The 21145-nt window shown below is 51.1% G+C and carries 19 protein-coding genes; 12 read left to right on the forward strand and 7 right to left on the reverse strand.

Translation table 11 applies throughout. The features are described from left to right. Positions 1–19 precede the first annotated feature (19 nt). The 3 genes from rcsF to ACJJIS_RS07480 all read right to left on the reverse strand — a co-directional run bounded on the left by rcsF (position 20) and on the right by ACJJIS_RS07480 (position 3787). Positions 20–352 (reverse strand): Rcs stress response system protein RcsF, encoded by a 333-nt coding sequence (gene rcsF, locus ACJJIS_RS07470; RefSeq protein WP_475709886.1) that lies wholly within the window; start codon positions 350–352, stop codon positions 20–22. Between the two features lie 109 nt (positions 353–461). Then, entirely contained in the window at positions 462–2852 is a 2391-nt protein-coding gene (locus tag ACJJIS_RS07475) for a bifunctional serine/threonine-protein kinase/formylglycine-generating enzyme family protein (RefSeq protein ID WP_475709887.1), read from the reverse strand. 17 nt (positions 2853–2869) lie between these two features. Then, positions 2870–3787: a PP2C family protein-serine/threonine phosphatase gene (locus ACJJIS_RS07480; protein ID WP_444897702.1), complete on the reverse strand. Its 918-nt coding sequence runs from the start codon at positions 3785–3787 to the stop codon at positions 2870–2872. Between the two features lie 319 nt (positions 3788–4106). Between ACJJIS_RS07480 and ACJJIS_RS07485 the strand changes: the two genes are divergently transcribed. Both ACJJIS_RS07485 and ACJJIS_RS07490 read left to right on the forward strand, forming a co-directional pair. Then, entirely contained in the window at positions 4107–4967 is an 861-nt protein-coding gene (locus tag ACJJIS_RS07485) for an FHA domain-containing protein (RefSeq protein WP_413662440.1), read from the forward strand. After that, positions 4964–5218 (forward strand): glutaredoxin family protein, encoded by a 255-nt coding sequence (locus ACJJIS_RS07490; RefSeq protein WP_413662439.1) that lies wholly within the window; start codon positions 4964–4966, stop codon positions 5216–5218. Before ACJJIS_RS07485 ends, ACJJIS_RS07490 begins: the two co-directional genes overlap by 4 nt. A 1-nt stretch (position 5219) precedes the next feature. On the opposite strand, the gene ACJJIS_RS07495 is transcribed toward ACJJIS_RS07490, so the two are convergent. Next, on the reverse strand, positions 5220–7226 hold the full coding sequence (locus ACJJIS_RS07495; RefSeq protein ID WP_475709888.1) for a transglycosylase SLT domain-containing protein: 2007 nt from the start codon (positions 7224–7226) through the stop codon (positions 5220–5222). Between the two features lie 156 nt (positions 7227–7382). Between ACJJIS_RS07495 and ACJJIS_RS07500 the strand changes: the two genes are divergently transcribed. Further along, positions 7383–9248 carry an ATP-binding cassette domain-containing protein gene (locus ACJJIS_RS07500; protein WP_475709889.1) on the forward strand — a complete coding sequence of 622 codons (1866 nt, stop codon included), beginning with the start codon at positions 7383–7385 and terminating at the stop codon, positions 9246–9248. A gap of 49 nt (positions 9249–9297) precedes the next feature. Here ACJJIS_RS07500 and ACJJIS_RS07505 read toward each other — a convergent pair whose 3' ends face one another. Continuing rightward, the gene (locus ACJJIS_RS07505; protein WP_475709890.1) at positions 9298–9741 is read right to left on the reverse strand and encodes a universal stress protein; all 444 of its coding nucleotides are present in this window, start codon (positions 9739–9741) and stop codon (positions 9298–9300) included. Between the two features lie 145 nt (positions 9742–9886). Here ACJJIS_RS07505 and ACJJIS_RS07510 point away from each other — a divergent pair, with 145 nt between their 5' ends. The 4 genes from ACJJIS_RS07510 (at position 9887) to ACJJIS_RS07525 (ending at position 14413) form a co-directional block, all read left to right on the forward strand. Then, on the forward strand, positions 9887–10417 hold the full coding sequence (locus ACJJIS_RS07510; protein ID WP_445354527.1) for a hypothetical protein: 531 nt from the start codon (positions 9887–9889) through the stop codon (positions 10415–10417). 207 nt (positions 10418–10624) lie between these two features. Further along, on the forward strand, positions 10625–13312 hold the full coding sequence (gene topA / locus ACJJIS_RS07515; RefSeq protein ID WP_475709891.1) for a type I DNA topoisomerase: 2688 nt from the start codon (positions 10625–10627) through the stop codon (positions 13310–13312). 3 nt (positions 13313–13315) lie between these two features. Next, positions 13316–13807 carry a DUF6586 family protein gene (locus ACJJIS_RS07520; protein ID WP_475709892.1) on the forward strand — a complete coding sequence of 164 codons (492 nt, stop codon included), beginning with the start codon at positions 13316–13318 and terminating at the stop codon, positions 13805–13807. A 348-nt stretch (positions 13808–14155) separates the two neighbouring features. Beyond that, complete coding sequence (locus ACJJIS_RS07525) at positions 14156–14413, forward strand: hypothetical protein (RefSeq protein ID WP_282932320.1); 258 nt, start codon at positions 14156–14158, stop codon at positions 14411–14413. 63 nt (positions 14414–14476) lie between these two features. Here the strand turns inward: ACJJIS_RS07525 and lexA are convergent, their stop codons facing one another. Beyond that, a complete protein-coding gene (lexA, locus tag ACJJIS_RS07530) occupies positions 14477–15082 on the reverse strand; it encodes a transcriptional repressor LexA (protein ID WP_444893501.1) in 606 nt (201 codons plus the stop codon). 103 nt (positions 15083–15185) lie between these two features. Between lexA and ACJJIS_RS07535 the strand changes: the two genes are divergently transcribed. The 5 genes from ACJJIS_RS07535 to ACJJIS_RS07555 all read left to right on the forward strand — a co-directional run bounded on the left by ACJJIS_RS07535 (position 15186) and on the right by ACJJIS_RS07555 (position 19547). After that, a complete protein-coding gene (locus ACJJIS_RS07535) occupies positions 15186–15881 on the forward strand; it encodes an LOG family protein (RefSeq protein WP_475709893.1) in 696 nt (231 codons plus the stop codon). A 283-nt stretch (positions 15882–16164) separates the two neighbouring features. After that, a complete protein-coding gene (locus ACJJIS_RS07540) occupies positions 16165–16794 on the forward strand; it encodes a TetR/AcrR family transcriptional regulator (protein ID WP_282932323.1) in 630 nt (209 codons plus the stop codon). A 33-nt stretch (positions 16795–16827) separates the two neighbouring features. Beyond that, positions 16828–17844: a beta-N-acetylhexosaminidase gene (gene nagZ / locus ACJJIS_RS07545; RefSeq protein ID WP_444897698.1), complete on the forward strand. Its 1017-nt coding sequence runs from the start codon at positions 16828–16830 to the stop codon at positions 17842–17844. A gap of 81 nt (positions 17845–17925) precedes the next feature. After that, positions 17926–19032: a mechanosensitive ion channel family protein gene (locus ACJJIS_RS07550; protein WP_413662432.1), complete on the forward strand. Its 1107-nt coding sequence runs from the start codon at positions 17926–17928 to the stop codon at positions 19030–19032. 299 nt (positions 19033–19331) lie between these two features. After that, on the forward strand, positions 19332–19547 hold the full coding sequence (locus ACJJIS_RS07555; protein WP_020413094.1) for a cold-shock protein: 216 nt from the start codon (positions 19332–19334) through the stop codon (positions 19545–19547). A 514-nt stretch (positions 19548–20061) separates the two neighbouring features. Here ACJJIS_RS07555 and ACJJIS_RS07560 read toward each other — a convergent pair. Then, entirely contained in the window at positions 20062–21057 is a 996-nt protein-coding gene (locus ACJJIS_RS07560; RefSeq protein ID WP_444897697.1) for a CsiV family protein, read from the reverse strand. Positions 21058–21145: the final 88 nt, after the last annotated feature.

Consider the following 21145-nt stretch of genomic DNA (forward strand, 5'->3'; position numbering starts at 1 on the left):
TCGGTTTGCCGGTGCAAAATCAAAATGCGTGATTGGGGGTGTATGGTGGGGTATCTGCTTCTTGTTGTTCGTTGTGCTTTGGAACAATATAAGCGAGGCCGTCGCACTCGATAAATTTCAGGCAGCCAGCAGAGTTTTGTGTAGTGCAATTCTCAAAAACTATGGCGTTCCCACCTAGATTATGGGTTTTGATTTTTAGTAACTTTTTGATGCTTGCCGGCTCGGGTTTTGCATCGGAGGGCAATGCTTGGCAGCTATTGGCTGATACGCTGCCGAGTAATGTTCCGTTGCTTCGGCGAACCTCAGCTAAAGAATACTCTTCAATCAATGCGGATTTAACCTTGTCAGACATATATGTGTCTGCGTTTGTTCGTATCTCTATGCCGTTGCAGCCGGTAAGTAAGATTAAAGAGGTGGTGAGTAGTAATCGTTGCACTGAAGTTCCTTCTAATATTTTGGTTTTATTGATCAAGTTCCATCACAACACGTATCCCAACATCCTTGGTGAGCGCTGTTTCATTCAGGCCTTTTCGATAGTCAGAAGATATCTTGTTAGAGCTATCACGCATCGACCCACCCCTCACGGTGTGAAGTTGGCAGCCGCTAATCTTCACCGGTGCTGATGTGGTTTTTGCGGGGTCGTAGCCAGCTTGGTAACAGTCTTCCACCCACTCAGCCACGTTCCCTGCAGTGTCAAAAAGGCCAAAAGGGTTCGCCTGATAATGACCTACGGGAGCTGTACTGATGCTGAACAGCTTTGTGAATTCGCTAGAGCAACCTCTGCGACAATTGGCTTTTCCTCGGGCGTCGCTGGAAGCCCACCAGTATTGGTGTGAATTGCCTCCCCGAGCAGCGTATTCCCACTCGGCTTCACTGGCCAGCCGGTACTGCTTGCCAGACTCCTTTGATAGCCACTTTACGTACTTTTGTGCATCCCGCCAGGAGACATTAACAACCGGCCTATCTCCGCGCCCCCAGCCTGCATCGCTGGGTTTGGCGCTTCCGGTGGCCTCGGCAAAACGATCGTACTCGGCAAAGGTGACCTCGTATATGGATATAGCAAAGTCCTCCTCTACATTTACCCTGTGCGCAGGGCTGGCTAATCGCCGCTGGTTATTGCCCATGGTAAAGCTGCCTGCTCCCACGGCGACCATTTTCGGGCCCAGGCCACCAGAGGACAACTCTGATTGAAATCGCTTGCCGATAAAGTAGGCAGGTTCCAGCTCGACCTCCACTTTGAGGTTTTGTTCTTCCAGCAAGACCCACTGGCGAATTTTACTAAAGCCGCGCTTGCTCACTTCCACATCATATTTGCCTGGGCTCAATTCAAGCCCCGGCTGGTAGCGGGGGGCTATGTTCATAATCCGCACACGGGCATCAGAAGGCTTTGTGTTAATCGTTAGGCTGTACAGCTTGGGTTGGTTCTCTGCTCTTGGCTCTGCAGGCTCAGGCGTGAGTACTTTTGGGGGCTCAAGATTACTCTTGGCAATCAGTGCCTGATTACCACTGAGGGGTAGTTGTTCATCTGCATTGAGCGTGGAGGGTAGATTTAGCTGGGTAACTTGTATCTGTGAATCTAGGGTATCTGCTGCTGATCCAGTTGGCGCAGGCTCTGTATTTGCATTTGGAGCAATATTGGCAGGCTGCTCCGCGGTACCTAGTAGGGTGGCAGCTGTAAAATCGGCAGCGCCGTCCAATATAGGTAGTCCAAGTTGCCAGCCGGCCTTGTGATCAACGATGCTATACAGGCCCCAGGTTGAGGTAAGGCCAACAGCGATAAAGCTGCTCATAAGCCAGGAGCGCTTGTGTTTTGTTGGCTCAGCGAGGAACTGCCGCAGGCGTACAACAGTATCCTGCTCCTTACGCTCTGGCTTCTCGGGCGTTTCCTTCCGTTTCCAACTGGAAGCAACTCTCCCGAGTTGGTCTGCCACACTGCCGTAAATGGTCAGTACAAGTGCTTTTGCCAAGCTGGAAGTTTTTAAAGTTGAATTGTTGAGCTGGCTGATTTGATTGGCCGGCTTTCCAGCGAGGGCTGCAACCAAATCATCTGCGGCATCGGCGATATCCAGTCCGCGTTGAAATCGCTTATCCGGATCTTTGGCCAGGAAGTGATCAAGTAGAGCCTGATAAAGTGCGTAGCGGGCTGGCAGTCGCGGAATTGGGTCGGTGAGGTGCTTTATTGCTATGGCGACGGCTTCGTCTGCCTGATAGGGCACGGCTCCCGTGAGCATTTCATAGAAAACAACTCCAAGGCTATACAGGTCGGCACGACCGTCAACCGCTGCTCCGCGAGCTTGTTCCGGGCTCATATAGTGAGGGGTTCCCACAACCATCCCGCTGTTAGTCATACGGGTGGTTCTCGCGATAGCCCGGGCAACCCCAAAATCACTGAGTACGGCCGATCCGTCTTCGCGAAACAGGATATTCTCTGGTTTCAGGTCTCGATGTACATACCCCTTGCTGTGGGAGTGGTCTAGGGCCATGGCTATCTGGCGCACAACATTAAGCGCCTCAAGAGGCTCAAGCCCACCTTTGCTTAAACGCTCTGCAACCGAGCCCCCTGGCATGTAGTCCATGGCGATGTAGTTCAGGCTGCGGTAGCGGCCAATATCGTGAATACCGACGATATTTGGGTGTGACAGCTGCCCAACGATATTTGCTTCCCGCTGGAACCGCTCACTGAAGATTGGATCAGCGTTCAGTACTGGCGACATAACTTTTAGTGCCACCTGCCGGCCCACACTGCGCTGTATAGCCAGGTAGACTGAGGACATTCCCCCCTGATTGATCTTTTTGAGGATGCGGTAGCCCGGTATCTGCAGTGAAGAGGTGCCGCTATTGACGACTTCCATGAAGTGCTTTCCCTATCTTAAAGCAGAGTTGAAAGTCCGTAGGCAACTGCGGTGGCTAAGGCGACTGTGAAGAGGAGAATGAAGGGGCGATACTTTCTGAGTGTGGAGCCGGGCAGGGTGGGCTCGCTAATTGGGTTGAGGGATGCGGTAGAAGAAGGTTGCGCTGTGGATGGGGCATCTATGACCTGAACAGTGACGTTATCTTTGCCTCCTGCATCCAATGCTGCAGCGATTAGAAGTTCTGTTGCTCTGTGTGTATCACTGTTTTCTGTCAATATCTGGTTGATTGAATTTGCTGGTACTTCTGAACTAAGTCCATCGCTACAGATGAGTAGTCTCTGTCCTGCTGCCCAGCGATAGGAGACTCGGTCCACTTCGAGTTTGGGGTTGGTACTACCGCCGATACATCGGGTAATTACATGCCGGTTGGGGTGAATTGCGGCTTCTTCGGAGTTGATAGCGCCTGAATCCATCAACATCTGTACGTAGGAGTGGTCGCTGGTTAGTTGGGTGAGCTTCCCTGTTGTGCCTTCGGGGGCCCAGAGGTAAGCGCGGCTGTCTCCAACCCAGTAGATATGAAAGTAGTCACCCTCTTCAGCAACAACGACCGCAGTAGAGCCCATATTGGCTGTGGTTTGTTCATCGCCCAGTAAAAGGGCGTGCGCTTTTTGCAAGGCACGCTCGTAGTGCTTGTCAGTTTCCGCTGACTTTTGGATTTCTTCAACAACAGTTTTGCTCGCGAGTTCACCAGCGTGGTGACCGCCAAGGCCATCGGCTACAACCCAGATACCTTTGTCTTCCGCAGCCCAATAGGCATCTTCGTTCTGTTCACGCTTATAGCCGGTATGGGTTGCGCCGGCACTGCGTGTAGCGTCTTTGCTATGCTGAACTATCCCGCTGTGCCGTGATACTTCGCGTACTTTGGCTTCACTCACTGGCGTGCAACTACCTGTAATTTATTTAATCTTTCAAACGGTGATAACCCTCCGGTAATCACACGCCTCTTCCCTGTTGTGCTCTCGGCTTATTCAAGTTGCCAATCACTTTGTAGGTCATCGCTGAATCTGTTAAATACTAGACCTTTGGGCCATTTTAAGCTGCAAACCGAATCACACGCTAATGATATCGCCCATGATAAACTCAACTTTATCAATAAAAGTGAGTGTTTCGGCTGCTTTTTAACATTAGTTAAGCTCACTGTCTTCAATAATTGGCCAATTTCACACGGCCATTTTGGCTTTAGGAGCGATTTCGATGCTCAAACTTTGTGATGTCAATGATCTCAGCCAGAGCGTATGGCTGGTATCGCCGGGAGTAACTGTGGGGCGGGCGCAGAGTAGTGACTTGTGTATTGCCGATGATTCCGTAGCGAAGTCGCACCTTAAAATTGCGGTTAATGGCGATGTTCTGACTTTGCACAATTTGTCGGGCGCGGCCCGTGTCTTGCTTAATGGTCAGCCAACTGGTACACCGTGCCAGTTAAAAATAAACGATCAGGTCAAAGTGGGCAGCCGTTTACTCCAGGTAATCGACCCTAAGGTAACTAAGCTTAAGTCTGGCCCCCCTAAGGCTGCTTCGAATCAGGGCGTTGCCTGGGCGCTAAGAGCCAATCACCGGGCTATTGCAGGAAAGGTGTTCCCTGTGAAAGAGAGTGCGGTAATTGGGCGCTCCGATGAGTGTGATATAACTTTTTCGCTTTCTCATCTTTCGCGTAGGCACGCTCGTCTCGAAGTAAGGGAGGGCTTACTGTTCGTTATTGACTTAGGTTCGGCAAATGGGACTTTTGTCAATAATAGAAAGGTTAGTGAGAGTCGGGTGCGCAGGGGAGATGAGCTCCGGCTCGACACTTTAAGTTTTTCAATTGTCGGCCCAGCTGACGATAACAACCGCACGGCTGTACGCCCGGCTTTGCCGGAGTTCGAATTGCCCAGTTCTACCTCTGTCTCTGGAGAAGCCGATACAGTCCCCTACGCAGTGCAACCCAGTTTGTCCGAGGAGGTACCTGAGGAAGTCGATAAGCCAAAGGCTAAAAGTAAAACGTGGCTTTTAATAGTGGGGCTTGCGCTAAGTGTTGCGGGATATCTCTGGGGCAGCAGCCAGGGGGTTTTTGGATGAGCGATATAAAAGAGCTTTTGCTCTACACCACTTTGGGTTGCGGCCTGTGCGAAAAAGCCAAAATTGAAATTTGGCCTGCGCTGGAAAAATTCAACTTGCGTCTTCGCGAGGTGGATATCGCCGAGGATGAAGCGTTAATGGAGCGCTTTTCTATCCGCATTCCGGTGGTTGGCCTTGGAGACCCCGACGATGTTTGCGGTTGGCCGTTTGACCAGGTGCAATTGCAAGATTGGCTGAAGGAGCGGCTTTAAATTACAGCCGGCTCGCAGCTTCACTCTCCCTTAATAGTTGCAGCTTGGTGCCGCTTCGGTAGGCGTAAATTACCGAATAGGCAAGTACATTTTGCACATAATTACGCGTTTCCCGGAATGGAATGGTTTCAATCCACACATCATAGGGCAGCTGTTTTCGGGTCTCTTTTAGCCATCCCGCTACGCGGGTTGGCCCGGCATTATAGGCGGCGGCTGCCAGAAAGCGGTTATTGTCAAAGCGGTTAAGTAAGCTACTTAAGTAAAAGCTGCCCAGCGCAATATTGGTGTTGGGGCTCAAAAGGTCCCAGCTGCGTCGATAGCGCACCCCCGCTCTGCGTGCAGTAGCTTTTGCGGTCGATGGGAGCAATTGCATAAGTCCCAGGGCCCCGGAGCTGGATTTTGCATCGTGGCTAAAGTGGCTCTCTTGTCGTGCTACAGCGTAAATCAGATAAGGTTCAAGAGCCGAGCTCTGGGCGCCGACCTGTTTGCTTACATCGTGAACAATATCGGAAAAAGCGAGTGGGAATCGCAGTTCCAAGTCGTCGAGGTAGTCAGCCGCAAGCACTGACTGGATTGATTTGTGGTACCAACCCCAGGCGCTAGCTACTTTGCCGGCCGCAAGCAATTCCTGGTGGTCCATAGCTCTTGTGGCATAGCTCCATTCCCTTCGGGCATGGAAGAGTTCGCCTATTGCTTGTAATTCTCGGACTCTCTGCAGTTCGGGGCGCTTTGCCATCTCCTGCACTTGAATGGGGGTGATTGGTGCCGGCCTGTGCTCAAAGCTGTACTGTTGCCCCAAGGTATCAGCGGCAAGGAAACCGTAGTAACTGCGATTGCGGGCGGCTTTGCGGTAAAGGTGAGAGGAAGCTTCAGAACTTCCTGTGCCATAAAGTTCTTCCAGTGAGCGGGCTTTCCAATATATCCACCGGTCGAGTTGTTGTTTCTCCTCAGGCAGGCGGTCAATCCAGAACGCGACCTGTTGCCAATTTAATTCACGTAGGGATTGTCTGGCTAGCCACTCGATGGTGCGGCCATCGGTCACTGTGTGATGTTCAACCAGCTGTTGTAAGCGCTGCATATTATCCTGGCGAGCAAATTGACGCGCCAAGTGCTTGAACATGGCTTCTTGCTGGGCATCGGAAAACAAGTAGCTGGCCTGATAGCGGTGCCAGGCAGTTTCCGCTTTGATAGCGTCTTTTTTCGCCAATTGGTGCAATCCGTTCAACACGATATCGCGATATTCCAGTGGGTTGTAGGCGAACTTGGTGTCAGTGAGAAGCATCTGTGGGTTGCGATGGACCGAGCGTAAAAGTTTGGCTTTCTCTGCTTGGGCTGGCGTCATTTTTCTGGCGATATAACGTGCCAAATCGAGATTGCCTTCTTCGACTGCCAGCAGGTGCCGCTTCCAAGCGAGTTCCTGCGTCAAGCCGCCGTTTTTCATCCAGCGGGCAAAAACGGGGTCGCACTCCTCGACTTGGGACCGCCCAACAAGCCAGAGTTCTGATATCAACTGCTGTGTTTCTGCCTGATAGCCGTCTCGGCGCGATAGGGCATCGGCGTAATAGCAGCGGAGGGAGGTGCGACTGTGTTGCGAAGGTTGGTAATAGCGCAGGTAAGTCGAGAACTTTTTTTGACTACCGAGTTGGCGCAACAACCTGACCATCATCCAGTCGCCAATAGCCGTGCCTCTGTTGCTCTCCAGGAATTGATCAACTTCTTTTAAGGGCAGTTGGTGCAGTTTTTCACTGAGCGCCCAATAGTCAATATAAGCAGCGAGGGGATAATCTTTGAGCTCAGCTTTAAGTGCTCGAAGTTTCCGTCGATCCCTGTATTTTATCGCCTGCCGGGCCTGGCGCAGCTTTTCTCTCTGCGCCGCACGATTATCTTCGGATACTTCCGGTGCGATAGCGGTTGCCTGAACAGGTTGTGCATTTGTGGGCACGGCTGTGCAGAGACAGGTGATGATTAGGGCGGAAAGAAGCGCGATTCCTTTTGCGTCAGCTGACATCTCAATTACCTCAGTTGGACGTGTGTTTCCAGCTATGACTGACTATACGGTAAAAACGCGTAAAATAGCTGATTTTTCACAGAACCCGAAAGAGCCGACTTCGCTTCTTTCATCAGCGGGATTGAGGTTCGGGTTTGATAATTGTAGTGCCTATTTATGTTGCTTCTATTGGATGGGGTCAGTCTTCGTTACGGGACCCAGGTACTGGCAGACAATGTCAGCGCAAAAGTTGAGCGTGGAGATCGTATATGCCTTGTGGGGCGTAATGGGGAGGGGAAATCCAGCCTGTTGCGCTTGATCGCGGGGCAAGTTGACGCGGACAACGGCGAGATTGTTCGTGCCAGCGGTATGGTTCAAGCGGTTTTGGAGCAGGAGTTACCTGCCGATTACGCCGACTCTGTATACGGATATGTGGCTATGGGGTTGGGCGAAATAGGCGCTGTTTTGTCGGCGTACAGGGACTCCCCCACAGCAGAGCTACAAGCCAAAATCGAAGCGGCTCACGGTTGGGAGCTGCTGCCGAAAGTGGACAGTGTATTAGATCGTTTGGGGCTCGATGCAGACGAAAAGGTTGCCGACCTTTCCGGTGGCTGGCAGCGTCGTGCTGCTCTGGCTCGCGCCTTGGTGGTGGAGCCTGATCTGCTGATACTGGATGAGCCAACCAACCACCTGGATATTGCTGCAGTCGAATGGCTTGAGAATTTCCTCGCCAGCTATCGTGGAGCTCTTTTGTTTGTGAGCCATGATCGTGCATTGGCACAACGTTTGGCCACCAGTGTATGGGATTTAGATCGAGGACACTTGCGGACTTTTCGCTGCAAGTTTGATCGTTACCAGGAAGAAAAAGAGAAGCTTCTCGAAGAAGAGGCAAAAAACGAGGCCTTGTTTGACAAAAAATTGGCGCAGGAAGAAACCTGGATTCGGCAGGGAATTAAAGCGCGCCGAACCCGTAATGAGGGGCGGGTAAGAGCGCTTCAAGCACTGCGTCGCCAAAGGGAAACGCGCCGGTCCCAGCAGGGTATAGCCAAGATGGCCCTGGATAGCGGTGAGATGTCCGGCAAATTGGTCGCTGAGTTGAAGGGCGTCACTTTTGCTTACCCCGATGAGCAACCGTTGATTAGGGATTTATCATTCACGCTGATGCGTGGAGACCGCGTTGGCCTAATAGGCCCCAATGGTGTCGGCAAAAGTACCCTGATCAAATTGCTGCTGGGAGAGCTAAAGTCCCAGGGGGGGAGTGTGCGCCTGGGTACCAAGCAGCAAGTGGCCTATTTCGATCAGCGCCGAGATCAGCTGAATCCCGATTTGACTGTGCTAGATAATGTCGCAGAAGGGCGCGACTCAGTGACTATTGGTGGTAAAAGCCGCCACGTAATGTCTTATTTGGCTGATTTTCTTTTTAGTGGTGTTAAAGCCCGTACTAAAGTCAGCGCTTTGAGTGGTGGAGAGCGAAATCGCGCCTTGCTGGCAAAATTGTTTAGCCAGCCCGCCAATATTTTGGTGCTCGACGAGCCCACCAATGACCTGGATGTAGAAACCCTGGAGCTGCTTGAACAGTTACTCCTGGACTTTGGCGGAACGGTTCTGCTCGTGAGCCATGACCGTGCTTTCCTGGATAATGTGGTGGGCTCATGCCTCGCATTTGAGGGGGATGGCCGCATCCGTGAATACGTGGGTGGTTATGGGGATTTTGTGCGCCAAGGTGGCAGCTTTGTCGCTGAGCTGAAAGAAGTTAAGCCAGCTGCTAGTAAACCAAAGGAAAAGCCCCAGTCCCAGGAGGCGGCTCCAGCGAAGAAAAAGAAACTGAGCTATAAGCTTCAAAGAGAGCTGGATAGCCTGCCCGCCTTAATTGAGTCTTTGGAAGAAGAGATAGGGGCTATCGAGCAAGAGGTTGCCGACCCCAGTTTTTATCAGCAGGAGCAGGCGTTGGTGCAGGCTAAGCTGAACACCCTGACGGAAAGACAGGCCCAGCTCGAAGAGGCATTTGAACGCTGGTCAGAGCTGGAGGGGGGAGACGACTAAGTTGAAGGGGAAGCTGCAATCATTGCGGCTTCCCCTCAATTTTGAAGGATTACTCGTCTTCCATATGTACCCGAATCGCCAGAACGTCGCATTTGGCGCCATGGAGAACGCCGTTAGCGGTGGAGCCGAGTAATAGCGCTAAGCCGTGACGACCGTGGCTGCCAATAATGATTAAGTCGGCTTCGATATCTTTGGCTAAGCGATGAATCTCAGTAGATGGCTGGCCGAGTATTACGTGATGGCGATCTGCGGGGATATCCAGCCGATCGGCGGCTTTTTGCAATTGCTCCTTGGCCTGGGACTGTAGCTGGTCCTGTACCTCGGAGAGGTCCATTGGGATGTCGCCGCCATAGGCAAAAGTCAGGGGCTCAATGGCGTGAAGTAAGCTTAACTCTGCACCAAATGCTTCAGCCATATCAGCGGCCCTATCAAGTACCTGGGAAGACTCTTTTGACAGGTCCAAGCCCACGAGGATGTGTCGGTATTTCGCCATAATTTACCTGCTCCTATCCCTTTTATTGACTGTGAAAAACACCCTTGTGACACCTATTTTGAGTCTACCGCAAAAAAAACCGATTGACATAGATCACGCGGAACACCGCACAATAGTCACTTTTTTCCACTGATGAGGAGTGGTTATGTCTGATTGGTTGCCGGTGATTATCGTCGGATTTGCCATCGCTTTGGTGCTGGGGCCGGTGATGTGGCTCAAGCCCAATGCCCGTGACAGCCGTCTTGCAGATTTGCGTAGCCGGGCGGCCCAGGCTGGCATTACCGTACAAATCCAAGCGCTGCCTGCGGCGTTGGGTGATGGGACTGCAGCTGTCTATTATCACCGCTGGCAGAACCGTAAAGGCCTGAGTGTGGGGTGGGTTTTGGATAAACAACGGATTGAGCACGAGCTGAATTTTTCCGGTGTTTGGGATTGGGCTGATGGCCAGCCAGCTCCGCAAGGGGCATGGAAATATTTGCGCGAGCTACTGGAAAAAATCCCTCGGGACGCCTGTGCGATTACTGCAACACCAGTGGGTCTCGGTATTCAGTGGCCGGAGTCAGGAGGCAAACAAGCCTTCCAGAAACTAATGGCGTCGCTCGATGAGTACACCCCCTTAATAGAAGAAGCTATTCGAAAAGTGAGTTCGCGCGCGGCGACTGAGGGGCTGTCTTGATTGCCGTAATAGCGGTGTAAAAGAGCGTCTACTGAGTCGCATTTAGGCGGACTGCCCAGTGCCAATTTTGGTGACTGTGAGTGGAAAATTGTCAGCTTTGCTTGACCGCGCTTGAAGTGAGGCTTATATATTCGCGCAGCACAAGCCCGATAAGAGGGCTTGAAAGACTTGCAATAGCAGTAAATTTTCATTTGAAATCAAAGGCTTATGGGTAAATCACTGGTCATCGTCGAATCACCGGCCAAAGCGAAAACCATCAATAAATATCTCGGCAAGGACTTTGTTGTGAAGTCCAGTGTCGGCCATATTCGCGATTTGCCCACAGGTGGGGGCAATAAACAGCCGGTTGACGCAAAGGAGCGCGCCCGTCGTGCAGCGGAAACACGCAAGCTTTCCCCCGAGGCGAAAGAGGCTTATAAGCGGAAGAAAAACCGCGATCAGCTGATTAAGCGTATGGGGATCGACCCGGATCACGAGTGGCAAGCCCACTACGAGATACTGCCGGGTAAAGAGAAAGTGGTGAGTGAGTTACAAAAACTCGCCGAAGGCGCCGATCATATCTATCTCGCAACGGACTTGGATCGCGAGGGAGAGGCAATTGCCTGGCATTTGCGTGAAGCAATTGGTGGCGATAACGATCGCTACCGCCGGGTAGTGTTTAATGAAATTACCAAGTCTGCGATTCAGGAGGCCTTTAAAGATCCCGGCCGTCTGAATATTAATCGGGTAAACGCCCAGCAAGCGCGCCGTTTCCTCGATCGAATCGTTGGCTATATGGTGTCCCCTCTACTGTGGGAAAAAGTGGCCAGGGGCCTGTCTGCGGGTCGTGTGCAATCTGTTGCGGTCCGCCTCGTAGTTGAGCGGGAGCGGGAGATTCGCGCGTTTATCCCGGAAGAGTACTGGACCTTGTTTGCCGATACGGCGACGGCAAAGGCTTCCAAGCTGCGCCTCGAAGTGAAAAAGCAGGCTGGTGAGGCTTTCCGTCCTACCAACGAAGAGCTGGCAATGAGTGCTGCCAAGCAGCTTCAGTCCAGTGAGTTTGTTGTTTCCGCCCGTGACGATAAGCCAACCAGCTCCAAGCCCAGCGCACCATTTATTACTTCCACCTTGCAGCAGGCGGCCAGTAACCGCCTTGGCTTCAGTGTGAAGAAGACCATGACCCTGGCCCAGCGCTTGTATGAAGCCGGTCATATCACCTACATGCGTACAGATTCCACCAATCTCAGTAAAGAGGCTGTGGAATCTGCACGGGATTATATTGCCGAGAATTACGGCGATAAGTATCTTCCAGAGAGCCCCAATAACTACAGCAGTAAAGAGGGCGCTCAAGAGGCGCACGAAGCGATTCGCCCATCCGATGTTCGTATCGCCCCAAATATGTTGTCCGGTGTTGAGCGGGATGCGGAGAGGTTATACAACCTGATTTGGCAGCAGTTCGTGGCCTGCCAGATGACGCCTGCCCAATTTACCTCCTCTTCAATCGTGGTCAGCGCAGGTGACTTTGAATTGCGTGCGCGGGGTCGAGTAATTCGTTTCGATGGTTTCCTGAAAGTTGCGCCACCGAGCGGCAAAAAAGATGAAGATCTGGTGCTTCCAGATGTGAAGGTAGGCGAAAAGCTATCCCTGCAACAGCTGGATCCCAAGCAGCACTTTACCAAGCCGCCTGCGCGGTTTAGTGAAGCGGCCCTGGTTAAGGAACTGGAGAAGCGCGGTATCGGACGCCCCTCCACCTATGCTTCCATTATTTCCACGATCCAGGATCGCGGTTATGTCCGCTTGGAAAACCGTCGTTTTTACGCTGAGAAAATGGGGGATATTGTTACCGACCGTCTCAGCGAAAGCTTCAAGAACCTGATGGACTACGGATTTACCGCAAACCTGGAGGAATCCCTGGATGCGGTTGCCGACGGCGATAAGGGTTGGAAGCAACTGCTCGATGAGTTTTATCAGGACTTTTCCGGGCGCCTGGAAAAAGCCCAGTCTGCCGATGAAGGTATGCGTCGCAATACGCCGACAGACACCGATATCGAGTGCACCAAATGTGGCCGCCATATGCAGATCCGCACTGGCTCCACCGGTGTATTCCTGGGGTGCTCTGGATACGCACTGCCGCCAAAAGAGCGTTGTACCAATACCATGAACCTGGTTTCTGGTGATGAGGCGGTCGATGCGGATAAGGACGAGGAAGCTGAATCCAGGTTGCTGCGGGAGAAGCGCCGCTGCGGCAAGTGCGGCACGGCTATGGATAGCTACCTGTTAGATGAGCAGCGTAAATTGCATATCTGTGGCAATAACCCGGATTGCAATGGCTACGAGATTGAGCAGGGCACTTTTAAAATTAAAGGCTATGACGGCCCCATTATTGAGTGCGATAAGTGTGGCAGTGATATGCAGTTGAAGTCTGGTCGCTTTGGCAAGTACTTCGGCTGTACCAATGAAGACTGTAAAAACACCCGCAAGCTGCTGAAAAATGGGCAGCCGGCGCCACCGAAAATGGATCCGGTTCCCATGCCGGAATTGGCCTGTATCAAAGTGGAGGATCACTATATCCTACGCGATGGTGCCTCGGGTCTATTCCTGGCTGCCAGCCAGTTCCCGAAAAACCGTGAGACCCGTGCGCCCCTGGTTAAAGAGCTGCTGCCTCACCAGAGTGAGATCGATCCAAAATACAGCTTCCTATTCTCTGCACCGACTCAAGATGACAGTGGGCGGGATACCGTAGTTCGATTTAGCCGCAAAACCCAGGAGCAATATGTTCAATCTGAGGAAGAGGGCAAGGCGACCGGTTGGCGTGCTTTTTATCGCGATGGTGGTTGGAAAGTAGAGGCCTCCACCAAGAGCACTGCTGCCAAGCGCAAGAAACCGGCAGCTAAAAAGACAGCGGCAAAGAAGTAGGTAATGAGTAACTCTTACACGATTCATGTCACTTCGGCTCTACGCAAGAGCCAGCTGTTGCTGCAACAGTCGTGGGACTTACCTCTCCAGCGCGATGCGCTGGAAGAGGCAGCGTTGATGCAGTTGTGCAAGGCCTATCGGGCTTTTCTTGCAGAGCAGGCAGCCCAACTTCAGCTGGGATTCGAACCGGAGTCTCCGCAGTTGATCATTGATGCGCTGGGCGTTCAGGGTAGGGCTAGTGCAGAGGCCAGTGAGCTGTCCGGCCTGGTCGGCGACCCGCAGAGTTGGTTATCCCATATGCTTTACGCCTGGGAAGAGCAGCAGAAAATATCTGTGGGTGCTGATGAAAAACAGCAACAGGTTAATTTAATCCCGCTACACAACGAAGTTGCCAAGCCCGAGTTTGCACCTTTGTCCAAAGAATTATTGCTTCAGTGGCATCGCTCGCTGAGTGAGTTGGTGGTGAGGCAGCGCGCTCACTTGGATGAATGTTAACTAATACGCTTACTCGACCTCGGTGAACTTCTGAATAGGTTCGTAATATTTCTGCGAATTTTGAAGGTTGTAGATATTAGGCGTACCTCTGCGAGAAAGTTCGCTGTCCTTTGAGTGGGCCACAATGGGGTAGTTGTGGCCCACTCGACACAACCTGTGTAACGTATAAAGCAATTCACTCTTCTCTTGTGATCTCTTCAGTGGTTTAGATAATCCTTTGATACAGCGTGCTGGTAATAGACTGCCTCGAAAGTCAGGAGCCAGAAGCCTCTCAAATTGGAGGAATGAAACTTATCGCAAGCCTGTGGTACACTGGGCGCAAACTGTTGTGCCGTGAAGGAAAAGCGAATGTCCTCCGAAACTTTTGAAATAATCGAGCTGGCTAATGGCGATGTAGCTTTGCGTCGTGCTGGCCATAAAGAGGACCCTTTGGTAAGCATTTCTTTTTCTGCGGAAAGCCTTCAGTTTCTGCGCAAGAACAAGGTTGCTGTGGCAAGGGCTATGTTGGAAGCGGGTATTGAAGCCGTACAAAATCTAGACGATCTTGAGGCTGGTTACTTCGAGGAAGAAGACGATTTAATGCCGGTAAATCATACTATTCACTAACATCAGCGTTAGTTCGAGTCTTAACAACAGCGGCCAATGGCCGCTGTTGTCGTTTTTGGGGGCTTAAGGCGTTTGGCGAATAACCCCTACGGCTAATCCCTCAATCACAAAGTTCTTATCTCTCATATCGACTTGAATTAACTCAAAGTCATCATTTTCAGGTAGCAACTGAACGGTTGCCTGATTTCCCTTGCGGCGAAAGCGTTTCACTGTGACTTCGTCATCGATACGGGCAACGACGATTTGGCCATTGCGCACTTGCTCGGTCTTTTGCACTGCCAGCAAGTCTCCATCGAGAATGCCCGCATCTCGCATACTCATACCATGCACCCTCAACAAATAATCTGCGGGAGGATGGAAGAAGCTCGCGGGCAAGTCGCAGTAATCTTCAATATGTTCGCTGGCGAGTATGGGATTCCCCGCAGCTACTCTACCCACAATCGGCAAGCCGGATTGGTGATCCGGAATTCGAATGCCTCGGGAAGCGCCGGCAACCATCTCAATGGCGCCTTTTCTGGCGAGCGCTTTCAGGTGTTCCTCGGCGGCATTGGGTGAGCGGAAGCCGAGTTCCTGGGCAATTTCTGCCCGCGTTGGCGGGTAGCCAGTTTCATCCAGATAAGACTTGATCAGGTCGAGAACCTGGGACTGACGAGCGGTGAGATTGGTCATAGATTTACCTAGTTTTCTGTATTTATATACAGTTGCTGGAATTATATACAGATTTGTTGTTCGTGCAATCCTCAGGTTTTAGTCTTTGTGAGCTGCTACATTGATGGAGAAAGTAAAGAGAGAAGAAAGCGTTGAAGGAACTGACAAAGAGGGAAAAATAATGCTGGATGCAAAAATGCCGGAAGCCTGGAGAGTGCTTCGTATTCAGTCTGAATTGGTAGATGGGATAGAGCGGCTGATAGCGTTAGGTGGTGCAGTGACAGTGTTTGGAGGGGCGAGATTTACAGAGGACAGTCCTGAATATCAGCAGGGGGTAAAGTTGGGAGAGTTGCTCGCGGCTGAAGGGATCCCCGTGATTACCGGTGGTGGGCCGGGGCTGATGGAGGCTTGTAACCGAGGGGCTTTCGGGCAGCCCGGCGCATCAATTGGGTTAAACATAGAGCTGCCTTTTGAACAGGCGGCAAATCCATATCAGGACATTAGTTTGAACTTCCGATACTTTTTTGTACGGAAATTTATGTTTGTAAAACACGCACTTGGATTCGTTGGACTTCCCGGTGGCTACGGCACGTTGGATGAGCTGTTTGAAGCTCTTACCTTGGTGCAAACGCAGAAAGTGCGGCGTTTCCCAATTGTGTTGGTAGGTAAGCGTTACTGGAGCGGGCTGTACGATTGGTTGGTAGATACAGTGTTAGAGCGCGATTGTATCGATGCCAGTGATCTAGACCTTTTTCATATCGTTGATAGTGTGGAGGAGGCTGCGGCCCTGATTATGAAATATATGCAGGTGAAGGAATAATTATTCGGGCGATCTTAAAATACCGAAAAAATTTTCAAAGTTATTTTTGTTAAAGCTGCCTCCGGACTAAAAGGCTATGCCGGCTGGTGGGGTGGCGTACTTGCACAAGTTGGCGGGAGATCAACTCCTGCAGTATTGATCTTACCGCCTGACATACATTTCCCTGTTATTTTTACTCTTGTACCTTGCTGAGTGGAGAGCTTAGCTGGCGGGCTCTAGATCAGTGAGAATATGCTACTCTGGCGTCGATTAAACGTATGTTTTAAATGGTGGTTTGATACTTATGAGCCAGATAGATACGGTCAGCCGGATACTCGATGCAGCGGAAGTGCTGTTTGCTGAACGGGGTTTTCCTGAAACCTCATTGAGAACAATTACGAGCACGGCCGGGGTTAATCTGGCGGCAGTTAACTACCATTTCGGCTCCAAGAAAGAATTGATACAGGCGGTATTTGAACGCTTTCTAACGCCTTTCACTAACGCTCTGGAAGAAGAGCTTGATCGCCGTATTGCCCTGGGGCAGCCCCTGGGGGTGGAGGAGCTGATCGAATGCCTGTATCGAGTTGGGTTGGGAAGCCTTGGGCTGGAGGGAAAGGATCCACAGCGATTTATGCGTCTTTTAGGATTGGCCTATACCCAGTTCCAGGGGCATTTGCGTCGATTTATCGTATCTCGATACGGGGATACTTACCGCCGTTTTGCCGGATTGCTGGCTGAAGCGTTACCGGGCTTGGACCCAGAAACTTTCTATTGGCGCCTCTACTTTATGCTGGGAGCGACCATTTTCACACTGTCGAGCCACGATGCGATTGAGGCTATCCTGCGGGAGGATTTCGGTTCTGACAGTACCCTGACCCAGACTCTTGAGCGATTGGTACCCGCTGCTTCGGCCATGTTGAAGGTAGATAATTAGTGGGCGCACTCTTAAATCGATAAGGAACTTAATATGTCTTTACCACCCGGACCGGTCATGGTGGATATCGAGGGGCTTGAACTCACCGAGGAAGACTGTGAGTTGCTTCGGCATCCGATGGTGGGCGGGCTGATCTTTTTTGCGAGAAACTATCGGGATCGCCAGCAGCTTATCCAATTGGTTAACTCCATCCGTGCGGTGCGACCAGAGATCCTGCTAGCGGTAGATCAGGAGGGTGGCAGGGTTCAGCGGTTTCGCGATGACTTTACGCGAATACCCTCAATGCAGGCCCTTAGTGCTGTCGCCAGTAACGAGCAGTTGCAGGATGTGGGGTGGCTGCTGGCCGCAGAGTTGCTGGCTGTAGGAGTGGATTTTAGCTTCGCGCCGGTTTTGGATGCGGATGACAGTCACAGCAGGGTGATCGGCGATCGGAGTTTTTGTCCCGATCCGGCCCAGTTAACCGCACTGGCTCGCCCCTTTATCCAAGGGATGCGCGAAGCGGGAATGGCCACGACAGGCAAGCATTTTCCGGGGCATGGCCACGTGCTGGAAGACAGTCATGTGGAGTTGCCAGAGGATAAGCGCTCGTTGGATCAGGTCTTGGCAACCGATGCACTTCCGTTTATCGATTGTATTGGAACCCAGGAACTTACCGCGGTGATGCCGGCCCATATCCGCTTCATCAACATTGATAGCCAGCCGGTGGGATTCTCCCGCTATTGGCTACAGGATGTATTGCGGCGACAGCTGGGATTCAATGGAGTGATTTTTAGTGATGATCTGTCTATGGAAGGGGCGGGTGCGGCCGGAGGCTATGGCGATAGGATTCGCGCAGCCCTGGAAGCCGGTTGTGATATGGGTATCGTATGCAACAATCGTGTCGGCGCTTTTGAGGCGCTGGCGGCACTGGATACCTTTGTGCCCAAACCGGAGTCTACTCATCGGTTGTCGGCCATGGGTGGCAGGCCGGTGATCGGCTCCTGGGAGGAGCTTGAGAAGAGTGCGCGGTGGCACAGAACCAGGGAGTGGTTAGCTTCCATAATGCGTTGAGATAAGTTGTTTAAATCTGTCGTCTATTGAGAAGGTGCTGTACGGATATTACTGATTGTTGGTTAAAGCGGAGGGGTTCGAGTGGAGTCCGTTGAGAGCGTGCTGTTGTCCTGGCTTGGTGAGAACCGGGTCTGGATAGTTTCTGTTTTCCTCATAGTACTTGCGTCTGGGGTGTTGGCCTGGTTATTTGGCCGGTTTGTGCAGCGCATGGCCATTAAGGCGGAAAAGACGGTTAATCCCTGGGATGATGCTTTGGTTGGGGCACTCTCCCCTCCCGGGCAGGTACTGGTATGGCTGCTGGGCTTGACTGTCGCTGCCCAGCGAGCGGGGGACGCCACTGGAGCCGAGATATTCTCCCTGGCTGCACCGACGCGGGAAATAGGCTTGATCCTGGTGATGGCCTGGTTTGCCTGGCGATTCTCACACAGCGTGGAACACAATCTGTGCGATCCGCGCTATATGGGCAAGCCGATGGATGCCACTACGGTACGTGCGATCGGCAAACTGGTCAGGGCCTCAATCGTGATCACGGCGGGAATTGTGGTCATGCAGTTCCTGGGTTATAGCGTCAGCGGTGTTTTGGCATTTGGTGGTATTGGCGGACTGGCTGTCGGTTTTGCGGCCAAGGACCTGCTGGCAAACTTTTTCGGCGGCCTGATGATCTATCTGGATCGGCCCTTTGCGGTGGGCGACTGGATTCGCTCCCCCGATAAGGAGATTGAGGGGACCGTGGAAGATATCGGTTGGCGCCTGACCAGAATCCGCACTTTTGATATGCGACCCGTCTATGTTCCCAATGGCATCTTCACCCAGATTGCGGTAGAAAATCCTTCCCGTATGTTAAATCGTAGGATTTTTGAAACGATTGGTATTCGTTATGAAGATGCCCATCATATGGCGGCAATCGTGGCGGATGTTAAAAATATGTTACAGGAACATCCGGAAATTGATTCTAATCGTACGCTTATTGTTAATTTTAATAGTTTTGCTTCCTCTTCTTTGGATTTCTTTATATATACGTTTACCCGCACTACCGATTGGGTTCGTTATCATGAAGTAAAACAGGATGTTCTATTAACGATTCTTAAAATAATTGAGGGATATGGGGCATCCTGTGCATTCCCAACCTCAACATTACATATTGCCGATATACCTTCATTAACGCGAGAGGCCGCGTTAGACAGTTGAGGAATGGGAGTGCAATAAGGTACAAATGATTAGTTTCTAATTGAGCACTATTGAAGATTTTGACGGTTAATTACGCATATTGGGAAAAACGTAGTATTTATTTCACATAGAAAACTAGACACTGGCGCTGTTTTATCTAAGAATCAGGGTACGTCCTTTGAGTATATGCTCATCGGATTAAGCAAGATAGCATTCTGCATGGAGCAGTTTGTTAACAATGGGGTGGCGTTTGCCCCTCTTGCCGAATTGAGCAGTGAGGTAAAAGAGGTAGGCGCAATAACAATAATGAGGTTTTCTCAATGAGTGATCGCGTTACAGGTACAGTGAAGTGGTTTAATAACGCACGGGGTTATGGCTTCATCACCTGTGGAGAAGGAACTGAAGATATTTTCGTTCACTATCGCAGCATTCGCGGCGAGGGCTACAAAACCCTTAATGAGGGGCAGGCGGTAGAGTTCGAAATGCAACAAGGTGACAAAGGACTGCTGGCGGAAGATGTTGTTCCCTGTGAGTGATTTATAGATCACTCGTTGAAAGAACTGTTGTCGTGTAGGGTCCTGCGGCTCAATTGACGCCGGCCCTGTCAGCGCCTCTGAAAAGCGGATCTTTATGATCCGCTTTTTTGTTTGCTACTTTGCAGTGGATATAGGCTTTTCTTCTTTAAGTTGCATTTGTGTCCCTCTTTGTAGGTTTGGTCATATCCCGCCCCGCCTAAAGCCCCCAATGTAATTGTGTGTATATGAGTGAGTTTATTGTGCGCAATACCCTGTGCTAATTATTACTTTAATACTCCCGGAATATTGGCCTACTGATAGTAATTTTTTTGTTGTTGTGGGGTGGCGGTATTTGCTTGTTTGCTGGCTGTATTTTGATTAAAGATAAATTGATTAAATATCGGTTGGGTGGGGTGTGCTTGCAGTGATGGTGAAATTAATTCGTTTGAGGTGAAGAGTTTTAAAGGTATATTTAAAATAACAGCCCCGGCAAGATTTGCTGGGGCTTTTGGCGAAAGTCGATTATTTAAATAAATTAACTTTCCGTGCGGTTATCTTTTTCTTGGTCGGAATTAAGCATATCCATATTTTGCGAATCTTCTTTGGGTTTGGCTACAGTGCGCACTTCAATAAGAATTCCAAATGCAGGGTGGTCGATATAATGAAGTTGTCCGCTACGCAAACGTCTCTCGTGTTGCAGTCTCGCAGTATGGGCTACATATAATGGCTCTTCTTTTATAAATTCCGGCTCGCCCAGTGTGAGTGGCTCAGTTGTGTTAATTGCGCCCTGACTATTTTCGATATCAAACCCGTTATTTTGTGAATATGAATTTTCAATATCACTGTAATTGCCGGTTAGGATTTGTAGCGGCTTTTCGATTTTATTTTGTGGGCGTTGAGGAAGAAGAATACTGTGTTCCCCGGGTTGCGTATAAAAATCGCTGAGCCACAAATTAGTACTGATATGTAAATAGCGAGCGACACTCAGGGTGATAGATCCCTCAAGCTGGCTGTGGCCGCTGAGCTGGCTACCGCCATCAATCAGAATGGCCGGAGAGTTTCTCTTGGTATTTAAAACCTGGCGCCAGGCCTTGTGAAACAGGACCCTGTCACCAGCCCTGGAAATTGCGGCGGCTTTGTTGTCCAGCAGCCTGGGTACAGGTCTTAGCAGCAAGTTTCTTTGTGCTTGCTCAGAGTTCTGCGAACTAGTAGATGCGTCGCCCTCAAGCTCCGATGATTCAATATCGGCTGGGCCGCTCGTTTCTGGGCTCGAGATGATGTCTTCAAGCGATAGCACCTCATCCTCTGTTGGCTGAGTTGGGGTGCGCAGGGTGTCAAAGTCGATCCACTTTGATGGATACTGAAGACGGGGTGCCGTCGGCCAGGTCTCTGCGGTTCTTTCCATCCCCTGGGGGCGCTCGAATACGATCATTTCTATTTCGAAAGTATTGCCAGCGTAGTTGACGGCCTGGGCACTGGTTGCTGCCAGCGTGAGCGCCAGGGTTGAGCAGAGGCTAATTATCCTTTTCATGGGTTTACCACTTAAACAATTCTATTTGGGTGCCGAGGGTGTCATTGCCGACAGGCCGTTTAAGCGGGAGTAGGAGACTAATTAGTTT

The sequence above is a fragment of the Microbulbifer maximicatervae (SeqCode) genome (assembly GCF_056231245.1).

Coding starts and splice junctions, on each gene's coding strand:
- rcsF (WP_475709886.1), bottom strand. CDS start 352: ATGTCTGACAAGGTTAAATCCGCATTGATTGAAGAGTATTCTTTAGCT.
- ACJJIS_RS07475 (WP_475709887.1), bottom strand. CDS start 2,852: ATGGAAGTCGTCAATAGCGGCACCTCTTCACTGCAGATACCGGGCTAC.
- ACJJIS_RS07485 (WP_413662440.1), top strand. CDS start 4,107: ATGCTCAAACTTTGTGATGTCAATGATCTCAGCCAGAGCGTATGGCTG.
- ACJJIS_RS07490 (WP_413662439.1), top strand. CDS start 4,964: ATGAGCGATATAAAAGAGCTTTTGCTCTACACCACTTTGGGTTGCGGC.
- ACJJIS_RS07495 (WP_475709888.1), bottom strand. CDS start 7,226: ATGTCAGCTGACGCAAAAGGAATCGCGCTTCTTTCCGCCCTAATCATC.
- ACJJIS_RS07500 (WP_475709889.1), top strand. CDS start 7,383: ATGTTGCTTCTATTGGATGGGGTCAGTCTTCGTTACGGGACCCAGGTA.
- ACJJIS_RS07505 (WP_475709890.1), bottom strand. CDS start 9,741: ATGGCGAAATACCGACACATCCTCGTGGGCTTGGACCTGTCAAAAGAG.
- ACJJIS_RS07510 (WP_445354527.1), top strand. CDS start 9,887: ATGTCTGATTGGTTGCCGGTGATTATCGTCGGATTTGCCATCGCTTTG.
- topA (WP_475709891.1), top strand. CDS start 10,625: ATGGGTAAATCACTGGTCATCGTCGAATCACCGGCCAAAGCGAAAACC.
- ACJJIS_RS07520 (WP_475709892.1), top strand. CDS start 13,316: ATGAGTAACTCTTACACGATTCATGTCACTTCGGCTCTACGCAAGAGC.
- ACJJIS_RS07525 (WP_282932320.1), top strand. CDS start 14,156: ATGTCCTCCGAAACTTTTGAAATAATCGAGCTGGCTAATGGCGATGTA.
- lexA (WP_444893501.1), bottom strand. CDS start 15,082: ATGACCAATCTCACCGCTCGTCAGTCCCAGGTTCTCGACCTGATCAAG.
- ACJJIS_RS07535 (WP_475709893.1), top strand. CDS start 15,186: ATGGAGAAAGTAAAGAGAGAAGAAAGCGTTGAAGGAACTGACAAAGAG.
- ACJJIS_RS07540 (WP_282932323.1), top strand. CDS start 16,165: ATGAGCCAGATAGATACGGTCAGCCGGATACTCGATGCAGCGGAAGTG.
- nagZ (WP_444897698.1), top strand. CDS start 16,828: ATGTCTTTACCACCCGGACCGGTCATGGTGGATATCGAGGGGCTTGAA.
- ACJJIS_RS07555 (WP_020413094.1), top strand. CDS start 19,332: ATGAGTGATCGCGTTACAGGTACAGTGAAGTGGTTTAATAACGCACGG.
- ACJJIS_RS07560 (WP_444897697.1), bottom strand. CDS start 21,057: ATGAAAAGGATAATTAGCCTCTGCTCAACCCTGGCGCTCACGCTGGCA.